The organism is Streptomyces sp. MGP-BFMKR1 (genome assembly GCF_057766585.1).
The window spans coordinates 4,494,218-4,513,433 of the sequence record NZ_CM173408.1 but is presented as its reverse complement, the minus strand read 5'-3'; the positions used below and the strand labels follow the sequence as shown (position 1 = coordinate 4,513,433).

The following is a 19,216-nucleotide window of genomic DNA, read 5'->3' as shown; positions in this document are numbered from 1 at the left end:
CCCACCCGCCTGACCACCCGAGCCCCACCCCGACACGAGCCGCCGCCGACCCGGACCGCCCGCGACCCGGCAGCAGCACGCCCCCACCCAAGGAGAGCCGCACCATGCCCGAGACCACGCCGCCACACCCGTTTCCGCGCGCCGTACGCGACGCGTTCCGCAGCGTCTTCGCCCGCGTCTACCTCGCCGCCTGCGCCATCCTGCTGGTCTGGGCCCTCGTGGTGAGCCGGGCCGACAACCCCGACGCGTCGTTCGCCGGCGTCGTACCGCTGCTCGCCACCGCGCCGCTGAGCCTGATCCTGCTCGTGCTGCCCGACCACGAGGCGATGCTCTACGTCGCCATCGGCACCGGCGCCCTGGTCAACGCCCTCCTCATCGGCTGGTGCGCCCGCGCCCTGCGCCGTGGACCACGCCCCCCGCGCTGAACCGTCGCGGGGCGAGGGGCCGTTCGCTCCCGCCTGGTGCCCTGGCCGACCCGCCGGCGCGCCGCCCGGCCCGGGCCGGTGGCACGGCGTCGGAAGGTGACGCACGTTCCGGGAGAAGCGCTCGTGGCGTTCGATCACCGGGTACTCTCGCGGCAATCGCTGGGTGTCGGCTCCAGCCGGAGATTCCACGCGTGAGCACGCGTGGACTGCCCCGTTCGCGCCGCCGTCCAGCACGGGTCCCCTCGCGGGGAGAGCGTCTCGGAGGTCGACGCATGCCTGGCTGGCTGTTCCGTCCCTTTCTCGTCGTGCTCTACGTCCTACCGCTGCTGACCGTCGTGTTGCTGTCCGCGCCGGCGTGGCTGACCTGGCCCTTCCTGCCCGCCGGGCGACAACGGGTCGTGCTGGAGGTCATCGACCGGCTGGTGCGGTGGACGCGTACGGTCATGACCCACCACGCCGCCCCCACCTCACGCGGCCGGGGCGCCGCCACCGGGCCCTGAGCCGCCGCGTGCTACCGGCGGCCCCGGCTCACGGTGCCGTGAGCCGCTTCTCCAACAGGGTCACGCCGTACGACCGGCCGCCGTCGCCGTCCTTCGCCGCCTGCTCGCCGACCACGACGTACCCCGCGTCCTCGTAATAGGCGCGCAGCCGTGGGTTGTTGGACAGGCAGTCCAGGCGGCAGAGCGTGCGCCCGTGGGCGAGGACGCGGCGCTCGGCCACCGCGAGCAGGCGGCGGCCCGCGCCGGGCGGGGCCGCCTGCCGGTCGACCACCAGGCGGTGCACGTAGCCGGCGACCGGCGGCTGCTCCCCCCACGCCGCCACGTCCTCCCACCACAGCTCCCACCCCCCGACGGTGGGGCCCGCCGGCCCGAGCGTGGCCAGCCACAACTCGCCCTCGCGCAGCCGCGCCCGGAAGTGTTCCGGGCCCAACTCGCCGGGCCGCCACTGCTGGATGCCCCGCGCGCGCTGCCAGCGCGCGGCGGCGTCCCGCAGGCGAACGAACTCGGTCACGTCACCCGCGTCGGCCCGCCGGAAGGACAGGGCCGCGAGGGGATCGGTCGTGTGCGACATGGGCCTGATCGTCCCCGACCCGGTACGCGGCCCGACCGGCGCCCCCCGCCTCCGCCCGCGCGCGCCCGCCGTACCGAACTCGCGCGCTCGCCCGCCGCGCCGAACTCGCCGCCCAGGTAACGAATGGGCGGCGGGCGGGGCCGCTGCCCGGTCCGATCGTCGCGCCCCTGTGGCAAAGTCAGCCCCGGCGTCGGGCGCGGACCGCCGCGTGCGCGCGGGGGTCACGAGGGTGAGGGGGACCCGTGGGTCGGGTGATCGACGGTCGGTTCGAGCTGGTGGAGCGGCTCGGCGGGGGCGGGATGGGTACGGTGTGGCGCGCCCGCGATCTGGCCCTCGACCGCGACGTGGCCCTCAAGGAGGTCCGCCCGCAGGACCCCGCGCTGGCCGAACACGACCCCGAGGCGGCCCGCCAGCTCCGCGCCCGCGTCCTGCGCGAGGCCCGGGCCCTGGCCCGGATCAGCCACCCCAACGTGGCGACGATCCACCACATCGTGGACGGCGCCGAACACCCGTATCCCTGGCTGGTCATGGAACTGGTCCCGGGCGAGAACGTCGCCGACCGACTGGCCCGCTGCACGCTGTCACCGGCCGAGGCGGCGCGGCTGGGCCGGGGCGTGCTGGCCGGCCTGGTCGCCGTGCACGCGGCCGACATCCAACACCGCGACGTCAAGCCGGCCAACGTCCTCATCCGGCCCGACGGGCGCCCGGTCCTCACCGACTTCGGCATCGCGGCCATCCAGGGTTCCACCGTGCTCACCGCGGCCGGCTCGCTGATCGGCACCCCCGAGTACATGGCGCCCGAACGCGCCGCCGGCCAAGACGGCGACGCCAAGGCCGACCTGTGGTCGCTCGGCATGATGCTGTACGTGGCCGTCGAGGGCCGCCACCCCCTGCGGCGCGCCAACACCCTCGCCACCCTCGCGGCCATCGTCGGCCAGGACGTCCCGCCCCCCACCCGCGCGGGCGCGCTGACGCAGCCGCTACGCGCCCTGCTCGTACGCTCCCCCGGCCACCGCCCCGACGCGGCCACGCTGGACCGCCTCCTGGCGGCGGCGGAGTCGGCCCCCGTCGCGCGGGCCGCCCGGGGTGCAGGGCATCCAGAGCGGGCGAAGGCCGTACCCGCACCCGACCGACAATCCCCCACCGATCCACCCACCCCCGGCGCGCACCCGCTCCCCGCGGCGGCCGACGCCCCCGCCAGCCCCGCCACGCACTCCGCCCGCCCCTCCGACAGCTTCGGGCCACCGCCCGCGCCCTCCACGCCCCCGTCCGGCGACTACCGCCTCACCCCGCCCGCCGCGCGCCCGTCCGCCCGGCCCGCCGCGCCGGCACCACACCCGGCGTTCCTCGCGCCGGCCCCGCTGCCCGCCCCGCCGCAGGGCCCGCCGCCCGCCGCGCCACCCGCCGGCCGGCCCTCGCGACGTAACGCGCTGTACGCCGCCACGGCCGGCGCCCTCGCCCTCGCGGGCCTCCTCACCTGGAACCTGCTGCCCGACGGCGGCTCAGGCAAGAGCGGCGAACGGCCTTCCCAGGGCCGCCAGCCCACGGCCGACCCCACGTCGCCCACCGGCGAGACCCCCGCCAAGGTGGACGACGACAAGGGGGACGACGACAAGGGGACAGGCAAGAAGATCACCATCGGCGTCAAGTCCGACCAACCGGGCCTCGGTTTCCGACGCCCCGACGGCACCTACGCGGGGCTCGACGTGGACGTCGCGACGTACATCGCCAAGGCGCTCGGCCACACCCCCGCCGACATCGTGTGGAAGGAGGTGCGCAGCAGCGACCGCGAGACCCTGCTGGCCAGCGGACGCGTCGACCTCGTCGTGGCGACGTACACGATGACCGAGGCGCGCAGGAAGCAGATCGACTTCGCCGGCCCCTACCTGACCGCACACCAGGACGTGCTTCTCCCCAGGGGCGACACCTCGGTGCGTAAGCCGTCGGACCTGAACGGTAAGAAGGTCTGCACGGTCGCCGGCAGCACACCGGCCCAGCGCCTGCGGACGGATATCGCGCCCCAGGCGCAGCTCGTGGAGTACGAGTCCTACGCGCGCTGCATCGACGCGCTGGCCCAAGGCTCGGTGGACGCGGTCACCACCGACAACGCGCTGCTCGCCGGGTACGCGTCCCTCCAACCGGGCGCCTACCGCCTCGCGGGCCTGTTCCTTTCCAACGAGCAGCCGTACGGAGTGGGCCTGCCCAAGGACAGCCCGCTGACGGGCGAGGTCGACAAGGCGCTCGAAAAGATGGTGGACGACGGCTCGTGGGACACGGCGGTCCGCAAGAACGTGCCGCTGCTGGAGCCGTGACGGCGGGCGAACGCCCTTACGGGCGGATGCCGTTGGCTGGGGGAGCCATGTCCCACCCTGCGATCCGGAATGCGGATGACTACGGTGCGTAGTGCGGCGGTTGCGCAGCCGTGCGTAGGCTGACGCGCGGCTCGTATCTCACCGTCGTTGACGGGAAAAGAGGTTGCGCATGTCCGCCCGCCCCCGCGACTTGACCCCCGACAGGTCCGCCCGACACCTCTTCGGCGCGGAGATGCGCCGACTCCGCGAGGCGGCGGGCATGTCCCTTGATGCCCTGGGGGACGTCCTCAAGTACGGCAAGAGTTCGCTGCATCGTTTCGAGACCGCCCAGACGATGGTCCCGCCCGATCTCCCGACCAAGCTGGACACCGCGTTCGGCACGGACGGACTGTTCGGCAAGCTCTACGAGTTGGCCCGCAAGGAGGTCCATCCGGACAGGTACCGGCGGCGCATGGAGTTGGAGGCGCAGGCCCGGGTCATCAACGAGTACGCCGGACACACGGTGCCTGGGCTCATGCAGACACGGGGGTACGCCAGGGCGTTGCTCCGCGTGGGTCACCCACACGCCACCTCTGACGAGGTCGAGGGCTTGGTCGCGGCCAGGCTGGGTCGGCAGACGTCACTTCAGGCGGACCCACCACCGGAGTTGTCCGTCATCCTGGATGAGGCCGTGCTACGTCGCACGGTGGGTGGGCCACTCGTCATGCACGAGCAACTGGCGGCTCTCCTGCCCTTGGTCGACGGTCCGGCCACGGTTATCCAAGTCCTGCCGTTCTCTCACGGAGAGCATCCGTTCCTGGGTGGGTCGCTGACGCTCATGACGGTGGGAAGGGGAGACGTGGCGGCGTACGAGGAGAGCATCGCAACAGGACACCTGTTGGAGGACCCGGAGGGCGTCGCCGTCCGCTGCCGGGCCTACGATCGGATGAGGGCCCACGCTCTGTCGCCCGAAGAATCCGCGGCTCTCATCCGCTCGACGATGGAGGCACTAGCCACATGACCACTTCTCCCTCGGCAAAGCCCGCTCTCGCCTGGGTCAAGTCCAGCTACAGCAACACTGACGGCGGCAACTGTGTCGAGTGGGCGCCCTCCGCCGCCACCCACGGCACCGTCCCCGTCCGCGACAGCAAGAACCCCGACGGTCCCAGCCTGACCTTCGACACACAGGCGTGGGCGGCGTTCGTGAACGCCGTGCGGCGGGGAGAGTTCGCCTAGTCAGCCACCTAACGTCCCACCCGCTCCAGAAAAGGTCCCATGCTCCTCCTCCTGCGCAAGCATCACGGCCTGCTGATCGCCGCGGGAGCCGTATGCATCATCATCAATAGCAAGGGCATCGGGGCGCTGTGGTTCACCGGCGTCGGCCTGCTGCTGGGTGGCCTGCTGTTGCGGTGGGTCCTGACGCGCGCGCAGCGCCCGCCGAGGGGCGGCACCCCGCCCGTGGCCCTGGGCGCACCCGTGCGGGGCCACTGGGTGGCGCTCAACGGGCCCGCCACCAAGGTGCCCAGCCACACCCACAGCCTGGCGCAGACGTACGCCATCGACCTCGTGCGCCGACCCGCGCCGGAACCCGTCTGGGTGTGGCCGATCGCGCGCCGCCCGGCTGCCTACCCGGCGTACGGGGAGCCGCTGCTCGCGCCGGCCGACGGCCGGGTGGTGGCCGCCGCCGACGGGCAACGTGACCACTTGTCCCGCACCTCGCTCGCCGGCCTGGGCTACCTGTTGGTGGAGGGCTTCGTACGCTCCCTCGCCGACCCCCGCCACATCCTGGGCAACCACCTCGTGCTCGACCTCGGCGACGGTACGTACGCCGTCTTCGCCCACCTGCGGCGGCGCTCGCTGCGGGTGGCCGTGGGGGACCGGGTCGCGGCCGGTCAGCCGCTGGCCGAATGCGGCAACTCGGGCAACTCCTCCGAGCCCCACCTGCACTTCCAGTTCATGGACGGCCCCGACCTCACCTCGGCCCACGGCCTGCCGTTCACCTGGCGGTACACGGACGACGACGGCCGCGAACAGGTGGGCGTGCCCGCCGACCGCACCCGCTTCACACCCGCCGCCCCCGGCCCCCGTTAAGTCGCTTGCCCGCCCGCCGCCCCGCTCCTACGGTGACGCGGTGACGACTCAGGTGATCGTGCTCAACGGCGGGTCCAGCTCGGGCAAGACGCGGCTCGCGCGGGCTTTGCAGGAGGTGTTGCCCGAGCCGTGGCTGCTCATGGCGGTCGACTCGCTCATCGAGGCCATGCCGGCGTCCCTGCGGAACGCCGGCGAGGGCATCGAGTTCGCCGACGACGGCGGGGTCACCCCCGGGCCACGGTTCCGGGAGCTGGAGGCGGCCTGGCAGACCGGGGTGGCCGCGATGGCACGGTCCGGCGCCCGGGTGATCATCGACGACGTCTTCCTCGGCGGCCCGGCCTCCCAGGAGCGGTGGCGGCGGGCGCTGGCCGGGTTGGACGTGCTGTGGGTGGGTGTCCACTGCGCCCCCGAGGTCGCGGCCAGCCGCGAACTGGCGCGCGGCGACCGCGTGCCGGGCATGGCCGCCGCACAGGCGCGGCTCGCACACCGGGGCGTGGCGTACGACCTGGAGGTGGACACGACGCGTAGCGGGCCCGAGGAGTGCGCGCGCTCCGTCGCTGCCCGGCTCGGGTAGACAGTGCCCGACGGCCCCACGGCCCCACGGCCCGGTCTGGGCGCCGGCCCGCCCCCTACCCCCGCTTGTCCAGCACCAACGCCGTGTACCCCACCTCCCGGCTCGCCGCCACGTGGGCCCGGATGACGGGGCACAGGGCCTGCCAGTCGGCCGGGGTGAACTCGCGCAGGCTCGGCCAGCGGGTGCGGAGGGCGAGGCGGCCGGGGCGGGTGGCCACGACGGCTCCCACCGTGCCGATGAGGCGGGCCGAGCGGCGGACGACCGGGCGGGTCCAGTCGTGTACGGCGCGGACCTCGAAGCCGGCCTTGGTGGCGCTGGCCAGGTAGCGGTCGAGCCGCTCGAAGTCGTCGAACTGCCAGGACGCGCGCACCAGGCCCCGTGGGTCGAGTTGGTCGATCCGCGCGGACCGTTGGTCGGGCCAGGTGAAGTCCACGAGGACGAGCCGGCCCCCGGGGCGCAGCACGCGGTGGCTCTCGGCGAGGAAGGCGTCCCGCCCCTCGGGGCCGAAGTGGAACGCGGCCTCCAGGCAGTACACCCGGTCGAAGGAGCCGTCCGCCAGCTCCGTACCGCCCGCCTCGTCGGGCAACCGGGTCACGTCCGCGACGGCGAAGGACACCCGGGGCCGGTGCCCGAACCGCGCCCTGGCCAGGGCGATCTGGTGCTCGCCGAGGTCGACGCCGAGGGCCCGGCAGCCGGCGTCGGCGAGCCGGGCGGTGGTGTAGCCGCGCCCGCAGGCGGCGTCGAGTACCAGGTCACCGGGTGCCGCGTCGAGGAGCGCCAGCGACCGCCGTACGAGCGCCCGCTGGAAGTACCCGCCGCCGCTCACGGCGGCGGGGAGCGTGGGCAGCGTGAAGTAGCCGACGTTCAACAGGTCGCCCCAGCCCACGTGTTGCAGGAACCTGAGGAAGATGTTGCCCTCGCCGTACCCGTCACCCGCATGCGTATCGGCACCCATGTCACTCTCCCGACTCCCACGAAATCCCGCCTGACCAGCCCGCGAGCATGGCACAGTCGCTGGCCACCGGTGACGTTCCCCGAGGTCGGGGCGGACACGTTCGTACGGGGCGGGTTGACCGGGGGGACCTGTCGCACAGGCGAGGGTGAGGGCGTACGGCGGACTACGCGGGCGTGCTGGCGTCCGCCGAGAGGTCCGGCACCAGCCCTCGCGCGCGGGGTGTTTCTTCGGGGCGTATGCGCAGCAGGGCCAGGTACCAGCGGCGGGCGGAGGTTGGTGGGATGCCGCAGGCGTGCAGGACGGCGGCGAGCATGTCGGCCGTCACGGGACGTTCGCCCCGGAGCACGGCACCGTAGGTGTGGTGGGAGAAGCCGGGGCGGCGGCTGGCCAGGTCGCGCAGGCTCAGGCCGCACAGCCGCCGCATGTGGTCGAGAAGCTGGGCCAGTTCCGCCTCGTCCCGCACCCAGCGCGGTGGGGTGATCTCCCGGGTGCTGGCCCACCGCTTGAGCACGGCGGCGTACCGGGCGTCGGCCTGCTCCGTGCGCTGCGCGAGGCGAAGGCGTTCCCATGAGGGACGGAGCGTGCCGGGGTCGACCCCGCACGCTCGGAGGTAGCCCTCCACTGTGCGCCAGGTGGGGAGCTTTCGACCGCCGTGCGCGTCCGAGAGCGAGGCGACGCAGACGCCGCAGCGCAGCGACATCTCGGCCAGGCTCGGGGTGCCCGCGCGCGCCCGCACGGCACGCAGGGCGGCGGCCAAGGTCACCAGTTGGTCTTCATCGACGGGCAACGTGTTCATGGGGCGGGCCATCGCACTCCTTGCCTCGGGTTCTCCGTGGGCCGTGGCCCGGGACGACGGCGCCCCGGGCCACGGGGATCGTCAGGACTCCGAGAGACGGCGGCGCACTTCGGCGGTCACCAGGCCGCCGACGCCCACCACGGCCACGGCCTCCGGAAGGGCCGTACCCAGTGCGAGCAGGGCGACGAGCGCACCCAGCACCACGACCAGGAGCACGAGATCCATCCAGGACAGACGCGAACGCTGGGCGGCGGACTCGGACGGGGTGGTACTGGATTCCTCGGGATGCCTCAGGGACAAAGAAGACTCCAAACCGGGAGACGACAGATCGCTGTGGACCAACCCTTTTCCGGTTGCAGCCGGAAAAGCGGCATACCAGTGACGCTACTGACGTCAACGCGCGCAGGTGCGCGATAGGTTCCACCGCTTTCCGCACCTTTCCATGCATCCTCGATCTCGCCACCCACCCGCTACGCTGCACGGAAATCGAAATCGTGACTATATGCCGGGAATGAGCGTTCATGCGACTGAAAAGCGCACGTTTACGCAGGTCACCCCGCATCTCGCGAGCCGAAGAGAAGATCTTGAATTTCGCAGACACGACGCGAATAACTCTGTGGATCCCTCCCACTCCGCGCGAAGTCAGCGCGCTCGCACGGTTGTCTCGCACCTTTGCGGCGAGCGCGCGCGACCATTAGTGTATTTCCGCAGGTCGGCCCGGACTTGCCGGCCCCGGCGGCGGAGCTTTTGGCGTTGGGGGATTGCCAAGCGGCGAAATGATCGGCAGACTGGGTCGTGGAGTTGCACGCCGAGCGTGCCCCGGGAGCCGATCCGTATTGCTGTGGACGCACCAGGGATTGCCAGGGGATCTTTCGTTGCAGCGAAACCCCCACCATCTTCTCCGCCCGCCGCCCGAGAGGGCGTGGCAGGGGCGAGCACCGAATGGCCCGACCGACCACGGCCGGGCCATTCGTCGTATCCGCCCCGCGCGGCCAGCACCCCGCGGTCAGCGCCCGCCGTCCCCTCCACGGCGAGCGCTGACCGCCTTCCCTCGTGCCGGTCGCGGGCCGGCGGCCCCTGCTCCGCGGGGCCCGCTGACCGGCGGGCGCCCCGCGCCGTGGGCCGCCGGGGGCGGCCGGGCGGGCGGGGGCTCGTTGAGCCCGGGTGGGCTCGTCCTGTGGGGCGCGGGCGACGCGGGGCCAGCCGGCGCCCTCGGGGTGGGGGCGCGCAGCGCGTTCCGGTGGCGCGCGCCCGGTTACAGCATCGAGGTCTCGCCCGGGCTCGGGCCGGGGGTCGACCGGTCGGGCACCCGCAACTTCTCGTCCACCACGGCCACGTCGAGCAGCGCCGACTCCGTGGTGCCCAGGTAGGTCAGGGTCCGCGGGTCGAAGACCCAGGTCGTCGGGTCCGACGGGGGGAAGCGGAAGGTCAGGCCGACGCCGTGGCGGCCGGCGCCGTCCCGTACGTCCTCCTTGACGGTGGTGCCGGGGAGCCGGCCGGCGGCGCGCAGCAGCGCCGCGTTGAGGTTGGGCTCCAGGGTGGTCGTGTCGATCACGCCGTTGATCAGCTCGAAGACCGCCTCGTCCCGGCTCGGCCCCTGCCCTCCGGTGTCCTCGTAGAGCTTGTTCAGCAGCACGTCGGGGTCGGTGGGCAGGGACCCCAGGCGGGCGAGGGGCCACGGCGGTGGGGAGTCGTTGGTGCCCGTCATGCTCTGGCTCGTGGGCTCGTAACGGCTCTGCGGGGCCTCGCCCTCGGTCACGGGGGTGACCCGGATGACCCCGCTCGCATCGGCCCGCGCCGCGTACCAGTCCTCGCGCTGGCCGAAGCCGCGCAGCCCGAAGCCGAGGACCTGGCCGTCCCCGAGGTGCCGCACGTAGACGTACTGGTCCGGGCGGACGGTGACCGGCGGGCGGCCGGCCTGCGCCGCCGCGGCCTGGTCCAGCAGGTGGACCGCCGACGGCTCGTCGCTGACGCTGACGGCGTGTGGCGGCGTGTCCTGGCCGGCGGTGCGGACGAGGACGGCGACCACGGCCGTCGCCACCACCACCACGATCGGCACCACCACGGTGGTGAACCGGCGCCAGCGGGGCCGGTGGCGCGCGCACGGCGTCTCCTCGTCCGCCAACTGCCGGCCGATCTCCCGTACGATCCCCTCCCGCAGCTCGCGATGGCGGTGCGGGGCGAGCCCGGGCACGTCGGGGGTCGGCAGCAACACCGCCAACTCCTCGCACTCGCCCGCCTCGTCTCCCTTCCGCGGAAAGGCGCTCATGGGTTCCTCTCTTCCGTGACCCCGCGCCCGGAGCCGGCCGCGCACGGACCGACCACCAGGGGCATCGGCTCGGGCGGGCGGACGACGGCCCGCGGGGGCTTTCTCCTCAGTTCGGCCTCGGTGAGCTTGCGCAGCCGCTTGCGGGCGCGCGAGAGCCGGGAGCGCACGGTGCCGACCGGCACGCCGAGCGCGTTGGCCACCGTGGTCGAGTCCAGGCCCTCCCACACGCACAGCGTCACCACCTCGCGCTCCAGGCGACGCAGCCCGGCCAGGGCCCGGCGCGCGGCGGCCAACTCCTCGCTGTCCACCATCCGCTGCGCCACCTCGTCCGCGAAGTCGGGCACCGCGTCGCCCACCGGGAGCCGGGCGAGCGCGTTACGGTGCCGGCGCGCGGCCCGCGCGGTGTTGCGCAGGACGTTCGTGGCGATCCCGAGGAGCCACGGGTGCAGGTGGTCGTCGCCGTCGGGAAGCACCCGTTCGCGCAGCCGCCACGCCTCCAGGAAGGTCAGGGACACCACGTCCTCGGCGGTGGCCCAGTTACCGGTCAGCCGCAGGGCGTGCCGGTGGACGGCCGTCGCGTGGTCGTCGAACAGCCGCCGGAACGCGTCCGGTTCCCCGTCTCGCACCCGCGCCCGTAATGAATGCTCCACACCCTTCACCTGTCCGACCGCCCGACCGCGTTCGCGTGATCTGGGTCACACCGGCCCGCGTGCGGTCGGACGGCCGGCCGTCGGCCGCTCGGGTGGCGGTCAGAGGGCGCTCGGGCGGCGGACGGAGACCACTCAGGCCACGGACAGAGGGTGCTCAGGTGGCGGGGCCGATGCCGAACGGGCTCACGACGTACGCGCACTCCGTGTACGTGTAGCCGGGCTCGATGCGCGCCGTGTCGGTGCCGGAGGAGTTGCTGGTGCCCTGCGACTTGTGCAGGAAGTACGTGGTGCCGACGGGCAGCGACAGGGTGCGCTGCGGGTAGCTCTTACCGCTCTGGCACGCCTTGCTGCGCGCCTGCGCGCGGTTGGCGTACGTCGTGCAGCCGTCGCACGCCGAGAGCGTGAACCTGCCGGTGACCGGGCCCGTGTAGAGGATCTCGACCGCGTTCGGGCTGTCGTTCTTGACCGTGACGGTCACGCCGCCACCGGAGGCCGTCGTCGGCAGCCGCTTACCCGCGTCGGGCAGCTTCTTGGCGATCTCCGCGGCGATGGCGATCTTCTGCGCGCGCGGCCGGTTCCCGTCGTCGCGGTAGGTGCGGGCGAAGTCGTTCATCGTCGTCAGGGCCGCGTCGAACCGGCCGTCCTGGTACTGGTCGACCCCGCACGCGTAGGTGCCGGCGCGCACGTGCCCGCTCGCCGTGCCCGCGTCCCGGGTCAGCGCGGCGGACCCGGCGCCGGCCGCCCTGGCCAGCGTGCTGGCCTGGACGCTGAGGGTGCGCAGGTTGGTGACGGCCGTGCACGGCTCGGCGCCCTTGATGCCGCCGGCCGCCGTGCTGATCGCGGCGCTCACGGCCGGTTCCACCCTCGCCGCCGGCGCGGAGTCGGGGAAGTCGGCGAGCAACTCGCCGAGGTGCTTGGTCTTGCCGCCGTCGGCGGACGCCTGGCCGAGCCCGCTCACCCCGCACTCGTACAGCGAGTTCGCCAGCCGGTCGTCGGGCCAGCCGGTCAGCTTGCCCAGGTGCCGCTCGTCGATGCGCCGCGGAACGGTCCGCAGGAACGTGAGCGGCTCGATCGCCGCGCAGAAGTCCCTGCGGTCGTACGTCGCCCCCACGCTCTCGTAGTACGTCTTCATCCGCTCCGGCACGCGCTTGGCGGCCCGCGAGCCGGGGTGGTCGTCGGCGAGGGCGGCGTAGCCGTCCAGGGCCCGGCGGTAGTCGGCCTCGGCCGCGTCGAACGGCTGCCCGGCCCGCGCGCTGACCAGCTCGTCGGCCTCCGCGAGACGGTCGAGCAGCATCTCCTCGGTGGCCTCGTCGCGGGCGCTGTCGTACGCGAGGTAGCCGCCGCCCGGCGCGGCGAGCAGCGCCAGGCCGAGCAGCACGGCCACGGCCGCGCGCGGCGGCCACGCGAGCGGCCGACGCAGCCCGAGGAACGCGCCGTGCGCGGCAGCCGCCGCCAGCACCGCCAGGTACCCCGCGACGACACCACCGGCCACGCCGTCCGGCTCGGCCGGCAGCGCCAGCAGGAGCAGCCCGGCCGTGGCCGCCCAGCACACGGCGACCGCCCACCACACGCGCAGCAGGGCGTAACCGACGCCGAGCCCACTGAGGTTGAGCAGCCCCACGGCCACCGCCCGCAGCGGAACGGGCGGCACGGGCGGCGCCGGCGGCACGGGCGGCGCGCCGAACGGCGGCGGCGGAGGCGCGCCGAACGGCGACGGAGGCGCGCCGGCGGGCCCCGGCGGCAACGCGGACAGATACAGCGTGGGCCGCTCACCGGACGGCCGATCCCCGGGCGGGGGCGCGACGGGCGGCGGCGTGACGGGCGGCCGGTCCCCGGGCGGCGGCGTGGCGGACGGCGGGGGCGCGGGCCAGCCCGGGGGTGCTCCCGGGGGCGGTGGTGGCGGCGGCGCGGCGCCGTAGGTGGGTGGGGCGGGGGGCGCGGGCGGTGGTGCGGCGCCGGGTAACGGGGGCGGGGGCCCGGGGGGCCCTGCCGGCTCTCCGGCGCCCTTACCTCTGCCGGCCGCGTCGCGCTCTTCCCACACCATCGACGTACCCCCCTGGGACGTTGCTGCCGTACGCCCGGCCGGCCGACCGCCGCCGCGCCGCACCCACGGCCACGACACCAACCCACCCCACCGGACCGGCCCCGTTCGGACCCCGCCCGCCCGGCCCCCTGCCGGACGCGCGGCGCGTACGACCCTACGGGGCACGCGGTCGGACGAACAGCCCGTTGGAAGGTCAACTCGGGCCTTCGGGCGATCACTTGGCCGGGCGACGCACGGCAGGTCGCTGCGCGACTCGGCACGCGGCGGGTCGGCTCGGCTCGGCTCGCGGCGGTCGACGCGGCACGCGGCGGGTCGGCGTTGGTGGGCCGGGGCGGGAGGTGTGGCGGCCGTACCATGCAAGCCCCGCATATGCCGGCATGTGGACACCGCGATTTCGGCCAACTACGCGTAATCCGCGCGCTCCTGGGCGAGACGGGACGCTAGCGTGAGGTGTCGAAGGAGCGGACCTACGCCCGCACGTACGCGGGTGAGGCGGGTCCGTACGTCCATCGTCAGCGGAACAGATGGTGCGCGCCGCGACGCGGCGACGCCGCACGCGCGCGGCGGAAGCCAGCGGGGCACGGCCCGGACCCGGCGGGGCGGCGGCACGGCCCGCGGGCTCGGCCCTCGTCCGGCCGCGACCGGCCGTGCCCGGTGCCGAGGGGGCCCGCCCCGGGCGTGCGCCGGTGCCGGCTCCCAACGCGCGCCGCGAACCGGTGGTTGGGGCGGCGGGGCGCGAACTCCGGGACGTCAGCGGGACAGAGGGGGAGCGGATGACGCGGCAGCATGACGAGCAGGTGGCCAGAGTGCGGCCCAGTGGTCTCAGGAAGGGCGCGGTCATCGCGCAGTCGCTGGACAACCAGTGGGTCAACGCGGAACTGACCCGGGACATGATCGCGCGCGGCCGGTCGCTGAGCGAGGTCGACGACGTACGCGGTAAGGAGGTGCGGGCCGAGTACTTCCGCGGCCTCATCAACACGCGACAGGTCGTCGCCAACCGCACCTACTTCTACAACAACGCGGCGATCAGCCGCGACTACCTGTACGACGACGCCGCTCGCCGGGCCCACCAGAAGCTCCTGGCCGACGGCTCCCTGGTCCCCTTCCTCCTGCACGAGCGGGAGCCGACCGACCGACCAACCAACGTCGACCTGGACGAGACGGCCTTCACCGCCTGGCAGGAGACCCTGGCGACGCTGCCCGCGACGGCGCGTATGACCTGCCTGCGGATGTCCTGGAACGACGAGCAGAACCGGTTGGACACGCAGAACGCCCTGTTCCGCCCTTTCGCCGCCCGGGTGCAGGCCCTGACCGCCAAGGACCTCCCGCTACTGGCCCAGCAGGTCGGTGTGGAGGAGGAACGACTGCCCGCCTTCGCCCGCCGCATCGGCCAGGTCGTGGACCACAGCAACGAGCTCAGCGTCGAGGGGCGCCCGGTCACCCGCAACGTCCTGTACGAGCGGTTCGTCTCGGTGCCGGGCCGGCCGGTGTCGGAGGGCCGGTACGACCGGGACAAGCCGTTCGCCGGGGAGATCAAGCAACTGATCGACCTGATCTACAACGTCAACCTCGCCGACGCCCTGAGCATGTATCCGCTGACGCCGGGCGGCAGCCTGCAGCGTGTCGCGCTCCAGGAGTGGCGGGACCTGCGCGGCTCCTCGTCCCCCTCGGGGGCGGGCCGGATCATCGAGGACCCGGATGAACTCTCCGAGCTGCTGCGCTTCCTCCAGCGGCAGGCGTTCAGCACGGTGCAGGGCGGCCTCACGCCGGCCGAGCTCGACGTCCTCGAACTCGGTGACATCGCCACGCTGCGGGAGACCGGCGCGTGGAACGCGTACATCACCGCCTTCGACCACCTCCTCGCGGACCCGGCCACCTTCGGCGACCGCGTGGGGCTCGTCTTCGACCGTTACATCGCGCTCAACCGGAAGATCGTCGAACTGGCGGCGGCCCGGCGTGGCGGCCACTCCGCGTCCTGGTCCCCGGTGGTCGAGGTGGTCGTCAACGTCGGGGGCTCGGTCGTCACCGCCGTCACCGGCGACGAGAACTGGTCGCTGACCGGCGCGCTGGGCGCCACCGCGCTGGACACGTACGGCGGTTCCGTGCGGCTCGTCCTCCGCAACCGGATCGCCGGGCGCCGCGAGCAGAAGTTCGCGCGCGAGATCGCCACCGTACGGCTGGAGACGCTGGCCGCGTGGCAGCGCTTCCAGGGCCTGGTGGAGAGGCTCCCCGGCTACCGCGAGGTCGCCCCGAACCCGGGCGCCAACAACTCCACCACCATGCGGGACGACCTGGAGTACTGAGGCCCAGGTCCGGCCCCCTGTGGGGGCGGGGGCCGGCCGCCGGGCGCCCGTGCGGTCGGGGCGCGTGGTCGGACGCACGGGTGACGCGCTTTCGGGCACCCGGAGTTGGCACGAGCGGCGGATGGCGAACGTCCGCGCGGCGGACACTGGGTACGGAACGACGTCCGCCACGAAAGGCGCCATGAACCGCTACGACCGGCTGCGCGCCGAGCGCCCCGACCTGTTCGTCAACAGCCCGGACGGGATCGACCTCCTACTGTCCCCCGAGGCGGTCGAGGCCGCGCGACGCGGCGCCGGAGCCGCTCCCGACGCGCCGGTCGGCGTCGTCTACGAGGACTCCTACGTGACCGTCGTGCGCGACGCGGTGCGCTTTCCCGACGGAGCGCACGGCCTCTACCTGCGCGTTCTCCCCCGCGTCGCGGACCCGGGCGTGGTCGTCCTACCGCTCCTGCCCACCGGGCGCGTCGTCCTCGTCGAGCACTACCGGCACGCCACCCGGGCCTGGCACTGGGAGGTTCCGCGCGGCATGGGCGAGCCCGGCGCGACCGGCGCCGACAGCGCCGCGCGTGAACTGCGCGAGGAGATCGGCGCCCGGGCGACCGAGCTGGTCCCGCTCGGCGACGTCCACCCCGACACGGGCCTGTTGGGCAGCCGCGTCCAACTCTTCGCCGCCCGCATCCCCCACCCCACGCCCGCCACCACCCCGCCGCCCGGGGAGGGGGCGGGCCGCGAGCCCGGTGACGGCCGGCAGGACGAGGGGCAGCGGGACAGCGCTGGTGACGTCCGGAAGTACGGCGGCCAGCCGTACCCCGGCGCGCGAGACGTCGCCGAGGGCATCCGGCGCATGATGACCGTCCCGTACGCCGCCCTGGGGGAAATGATCGCCACCGGCGCCGTCACCGACGCCTTCACCATCGCCGCGTACACCCGCGCCCGCCTGGCCGGGCTCCTGGACACCCCCGCCCCGCCCGCGCCCACGAGCGCCGACGGCGGCTGACGGCCGACCAGTCCGGCGCCCTCCGGCGGACGAACGGACGAACGGGCGAACGGACGAGCGGGAGGGGCGGCCGACGGCATCGACATGCCGGCGCCGGCGCGCGACGGCAGGGGCCGCGCCCGGAGAACGGACCCGTCCGCGCGGTGCCCTCCCCTCCCTCACGCCACTGAAGAGCGCGTGAACGATCGCACTACTCACTCGATCGGCCCACCCCTGTGGATAGACTCTCGCGAGCTCACAGAAGACGCAGGGGAGGCGAGCGGTATGGCTCAGGCGAGGAAGATCGCTACCTACATACTTGTCGTCTTCGTGCTGTACACGATCATCAACTCCCCGGCGCGGGCCGCCGAGCTCGTCCAGATCGGGTTCGAGGGCATCTCGGACGCCGCCAAGGGCATCGGCGACTTCATGACCGAGCTGGTCAAGTGACCGGTCGGGCAGCAGACCGCCCGACCGCCGAGCACCCACCACCCGCGTCAGCCGCCGCCACGCACCCACCACCCGCGTCATCCGTACGGAGGGCAACCCAGTGATCCGTCATCTGGTCCTTTTCAAGCTGAACGAAGGCGTCTCCCGCGACGAGGAGCGCGTGGTCGCCGGCGTGAAGGCGTTCCAGGAGCTGGACGGGGTCGTCCCCGAGTTGACGTTCTGGGAGTGCGCCTGGAACATCACCGACCGGCCCATCGCGTACGACTTCGCCATCAACTCGGCCGTCGCCGACCGGGACGCGCTCACCCGCTACCTCGAACACCCGGCCCACCAGGCCGCCGCCGCGCGGTGGCGCGAGTTCGCCACCTGGGTGATCGCCGACTACGAGTTCTGAGCGACTTGCTCCGTACGACCCGCGGCCCCCTGCCACACGGCGGGGGGCTGTTCGCCGTCTGGGGCAGCGGAAGCGGGCCCCGCGTCGGCCGCCGCGCGCGTCAACTCACCCATCAACACGGAGCTATGCGGTGCTTGCACACAGCGGACATGTCTTGTGATGCTATGACCGCTTTTGCCGGATGATTGGGTTGGGACGACCTGAAGGGTGGCGTGACCGTGACGGCCCGTACTGCACCCAAAGCCCCACCTCAGGCCGGCACCGGCGAGCGCGCGGCCCGCACCGAGCCCACGACCGCCCCCGCGACCGACCCAGCGACCGACCCCGCGCCAGAGCGGGACGCCGCCGTAGCCGCGCCACCCGCCGCCGACCCACCCGCCAGCGCCACCACCCCGACCACCCCGCACCGCCCGGACGACCCAGCTCCCGCCCCCGCAAGCGAGCCCCCCGCCGACCAGGGCCGCCCGGAACCCGCCGCCACCCCGGGCCCCGCCCCGAGCGGGGACCCGAGCCCGGCGGCGGCCGACGCCGACGCGGCCCGCGCCGGGGCGGGCGACACCGCGGCCCGTACCGGTACCGACGCTGCCCGTACCGGCACCAACGCGGGCGCCGGCCGGCGTCGACCGGGCGGCACCGCGACCCGAGGCGGGGAAACGATCCGGCCCACGGGCGGCCCCGGGGCCCCCCGCCGCGCGCCCGACGCGTCCACCCCCGCGGCGACGGCCCCCGACCCACCACCCGCCCGCCGGCCGGCCACACCACCGGCCACCGCCCCACCCGGCACGGGCACGGACGCGAGCGCGAGCACGGGGACAGACGCAGGCACAACCGCGGGCGCGAGCACAGGCACGGCTACCGGCGCGGGCGCGAGCACAGGCACAGGCACGGCTACCGGCGCGGCCGGGGCCGCTGCCGCGCCAGGTGTCGAGACCGCGTCGGACGTCGAGACCGAGGGCGGCGCCACCCCGCGCGAGCGGCGCAGCGCGGACGCGCGGGCGCTGACCCAGGTGCTGTTCGCCGAGTTGTCGGGGCTGGAGCCGGGCACCCCGGAGCACGCCCGGGTGCGGACCGCGCTGATCGAGGCCAACCTGCCGCTCGTGCGGTACGCAGCGGCCCGCTTCCGCAGCCGCAACGAGCCCATAGAGGACGTCATCCAGGTCGGCACCATCGGGCTCATCAACGCCATCGACCGCTTCGATCCGCATCGCGGAGTGCAGTTCCCGACCTTCGCCATGCCCACGGTCGTCGGCGAGATCAAACGTTACTTCCGTGACAACGTACGGACCGTCCACGTGCCACGGCGGCTCCACGAGCTGTGGGTGCAGGTCAGCGGCGCGACCGAGGACCTGACGGTGCTGCACGGCCGCTCCCCCACCACCGCGGAGATCGCCGCCCGGCTGGGCATCGGCGAGGACGAGGTGCTCGCCTGCATCGAGGCGGGCCGCTCGTACCACGCGACGTCCCTGGAGGCCGCGCAGGAGGGTGACGGACTGCCAGGGCTGCTCGACCGCCTCGGCTACGAGGACCCCGCCCTCGCCGGGGTCGAGCACCGTGACCTCGTACGCCACCTGCTCGTCCAACTGCCGGAGCGCGAGCAGCGCATCCTCCTCCTGCGCTACTACAGCAACCTCACCCAGTCGCAGATCAGCGCCGAGCTCGGCGTTTCCCAGATGCACGTCTCGCGGCTGCTGTCGCGCAGCTTTGCTCGGCTACGTTCCGCAAATCGAATCGAGCCGTAACCCGCGAAGGGGACCCCACGAACGGCCCTCAGGCAGTAATGTCGACATGGCGCTACAGCGTGTTGCCGACATGTGACATTCTGCAGGAACGGTGTTTGGCGCGGCCGATCTTCCGGTATTCAGGGGGAGGTTGCGTTCCTTCACCCGCGAGCGCTACCGCGACCGTCCGCGACCTCAAAGGGGGTGGC

19 protein-coding genes are annotated in these 19,216 nt (G+C 73.8%); 12 read left to right on the top strand and 7 right to left on the bottom strand.

Translation table 11 applies throughout. The annotated features are described in order from the left end of the window. The first annotated feature begins 104 nt into the window (after positions 1–104). Together AC3CHW_RS17525 and AC3CHW_RS17520 are read left to right on the top strand one after the other, a co-directional pair. On the top strand, positions 105–425 hold the full coding sequence (locus AC3CHW_RS17525; protein WP_488467059.1) for an SCO4225 family membrane protein: 321 nt from the start codon (positions 105–107) through the stop codon (positions 423–425). A gap of 272 nt (positions 426–697) precedes the next feature. Next, entirely contained in the window at positions 698–925 is a 228-nt protein-coding gene (locus AC3CHW_RS17520) for a hypothetical protein (RefSeq protein ID WP_488467058.1), read from the top strand. A gap of 28 nt (positions 926–953) precedes the next feature. On the opposite strand, the gene AC3CHW_RS17515 is transcribed toward AC3CHW_RS17520, so the two are convergent. After that, positions 954–1,496 (bottom strand): GNAT family N-acetyltransferase, encoded by a 543-nt coding sequence (locus tag AC3CHW_RS17515; protein ID WP_488467057.1) that lies wholly within the window; start codon positions 1,494–1,496, stop codon positions 954–956. A gap of 251 nt (positions 1,497–1,747) precedes the next feature. On the opposite strand from AC3CHW_RS17515, the gene AC3CHW_RS17510 reads away from it, so the two are divergent. The 5 genes from AC3CHW_RS17510 to cpt all read left to right on the top strand — a co-directional run bounded on the left by AC3CHW_RS17510 (position 1,748) and on the right by cpt (position 6,452). Continuing rightward, complete coding sequence (locus AC3CHW_RS17510; RefSeq protein WP_488471089.1) at positions 1,748–3,808, top strand: bifunctional serine/threonine-protein kinase/glutamate ABC transporter substrate-binding protein; 2,061 nt, start codon at positions 1,748–1,750, stop codon at positions 3,806–3,808. A gap of 169 nt (positions 3,809–3,977) precedes the next feature. Next, the gene (locus tag AC3CHW_RS17505) at positions 3,978–4,808 is read left to right on the top strand and encodes a helix-turn-helix domain-containing protein (RefSeq protein WP_488467056.1); all 831 of its coding nucleotides are present in this window, start codon (positions 3,978–3,980) and stop codon (positions 4,806–4,808) included. Further along, positions 4,805–5,023 (top strand): DUF397 domain-containing protein, encoded by a 219-nt coding sequence (locus AC3CHW_RS17500; protein ID WP_488467055.1) that lies wholly within the window; start codon positions 4,805–4,807, stop codon positions 5,021–5,023. The genes AC3CHW_RS17505 and AC3CHW_RS17500 overlap by 4 nt, the downstream gene beginning before the upstream one ends. A 39-nt stretch (positions 5,024–5,062) precedes the next feature. After that, positions 5,063–5,878, top strand: a complete 816-nt coding sequence (locus AC3CHW_RS17495) for a M23 family metallopeptidase (protein ID WP_488467054.1) — start codon at positions 5,063–5,065, stop codon at positions 5,876–5,878. Between the two features lie 40 nt (positions 5,879–5,918). Then, positions 5,919–6,452 (top strand): chloramphenicol phosphotransferase CPT, encoded by a 534-nt coding sequence (gene cpt / locus AC3CHW_RS17490; protein ID WP_488467053.1) that lies wholly within the window; start codon positions 5,919–5,921, stop codon positions 6,450–6,452. A 55-nt stretch (positions 6,453–6,507) separates the two neighbouring features. On the opposite strand, the gene AC3CHW_RS17485 is transcribed toward cpt, so the two are convergent. The 6 genes from AC3CHW_RS17485 to AC3CHW_RS17460 form a co-directional block, all read right to left on the bottom strand. Next, positions 6,508–7,407 carry a class I SAM-dependent methyltransferase gene (locus tag AC3CHW_RS17485; protein WP_488467052.1) on the bottom strand — a complete coding sequence of 300 codons (900 nt, stop codon included), beginning with the start codon at positions 7,405–7,407 and terminating at the stop codon, positions 6,508–6,510. Between the two features lie 163 nt (positions 7,408–7,570). After that, complete coding sequence (locus AC3CHW_RS17480) at positions 7,571–8,203, bottom strand: helix-turn-helix domain-containing protein (RefSeq protein ID WP_488467051.1); 633 nt, start codon at positions 8,201–8,203, stop codon at positions 7,571–7,573. 81 nt (positions 8,204–8,284) lie between these two features. Further along, positions 8,285–8,503: a hypothetical protein gene (locus AC3CHW_RS17475; protein ID WP_398608239.1), complete on the bottom strand. Its 219-nt coding sequence runs from the start codon at positions 8,501–8,503 to the stop codon at positions 8,285–8,287. Between the two features lie 955 nt (positions 8,504–9,458). Beyond that, entirely contained in the window at positions 9,459–10,472 is a 1,014-nt protein-coding gene (locus AC3CHW_RS17470; protein WP_488467050.1) for a CU044_5270 family protein, read from the bottom strand. Further along, complete coding sequence (locus AC3CHW_RS17465) at positions 10,469–11,122, bottom strand: RNA polymerase sigma factor (RefSeq protein WP_459246593.1); 654 nt, start codon at positions 11,120–11,122, stop codon at positions 10,469–10,471. The genes AC3CHW_RS17470 and AC3CHW_RS17465 overlap by 4 nt, the downstream gene beginning before the upstream one ends. A 154-nt stretch (positions 11,123–11,276) precedes the next feature. Further along, the gene (locus tag AC3CHW_RS17460) at positions 11,277–12,773 is read right to left on the bottom strand and encodes a hypothetical protein (RefSeq protein WP_488467049.1); all 1,497 of its coding nucleotides are present in this window, start codon (positions 12,771–12,773) and stop codon (positions 11,277–11,279) included. Positions 12,774–13,939: 1,166 nt separating this feature from the next. Between AC3CHW_RS17460 and AC3CHW_RS17455 the strand changes: the two genes are divergently transcribed. The 5 genes from AC3CHW_RS17455 (at position 13,940) to AC3CHW_RS17435 (ending at position 19,028) form a co-directional block, all read left to right on the top strand. Then, a complete protein-coding gene (locus AC3CHW_RS17455) occupies positions 13,940–15,469 on the top strand; it encodes a hypothetical protein (protein WP_488467048.1) in 1,530 nt (509 codons plus the stop codon). Between the two features lie 181 nt (positions 15,470–15,650). Further along, positions 15,651–16,466 (top strand): NUDIX hydrolase, encoded by an 816-nt coding sequence (locus AC3CHW_RS17450; RefSeq protein WP_488467047.1) that lies wholly within the window; start codon positions 15,651–15,653, stop codon positions 16,464–16,466. 264 nt (positions 16,467–16,730) lie between these two features. Continuing rightward, positions 16,731–16,895 carry a hypothetical protein gene (locus tag AC3CHW_RS17445; protein WP_176162760.1) on the top strand — a complete coding sequence of 55 codons (165 nt, stop codon included), beginning with the start codon at positions 16,731–16,733 and terminating at the stop codon, positions 16,893–16,895. Positions 16,896–16,995: 100 nt separating this feature from the next. Further along, complete coding sequence (locus AC3CHW_RS17440) at positions 16,996–17,289, top strand: Dabb family protein (protein ID WP_187089972.1); 294 nt, start codon at positions 16,996–16,998, stop codon at positions 17,287–17,289. Between the two features lie 656 nt (positions 17,290–17,945). After that, positions 17,946–19,028, top strand: a complete 1,083-nt coding sequence (locus AC3CHW_RS17435; RefSeq protein WP_488471088.1) for an RNA polymerase sigma factor SigF — start codon at positions 17,946–17,948, stop codon at positions 19,026–19,028. The last annotated feature ends 188 nt before the right edge of the window (positions 19,029–19,216 follow it).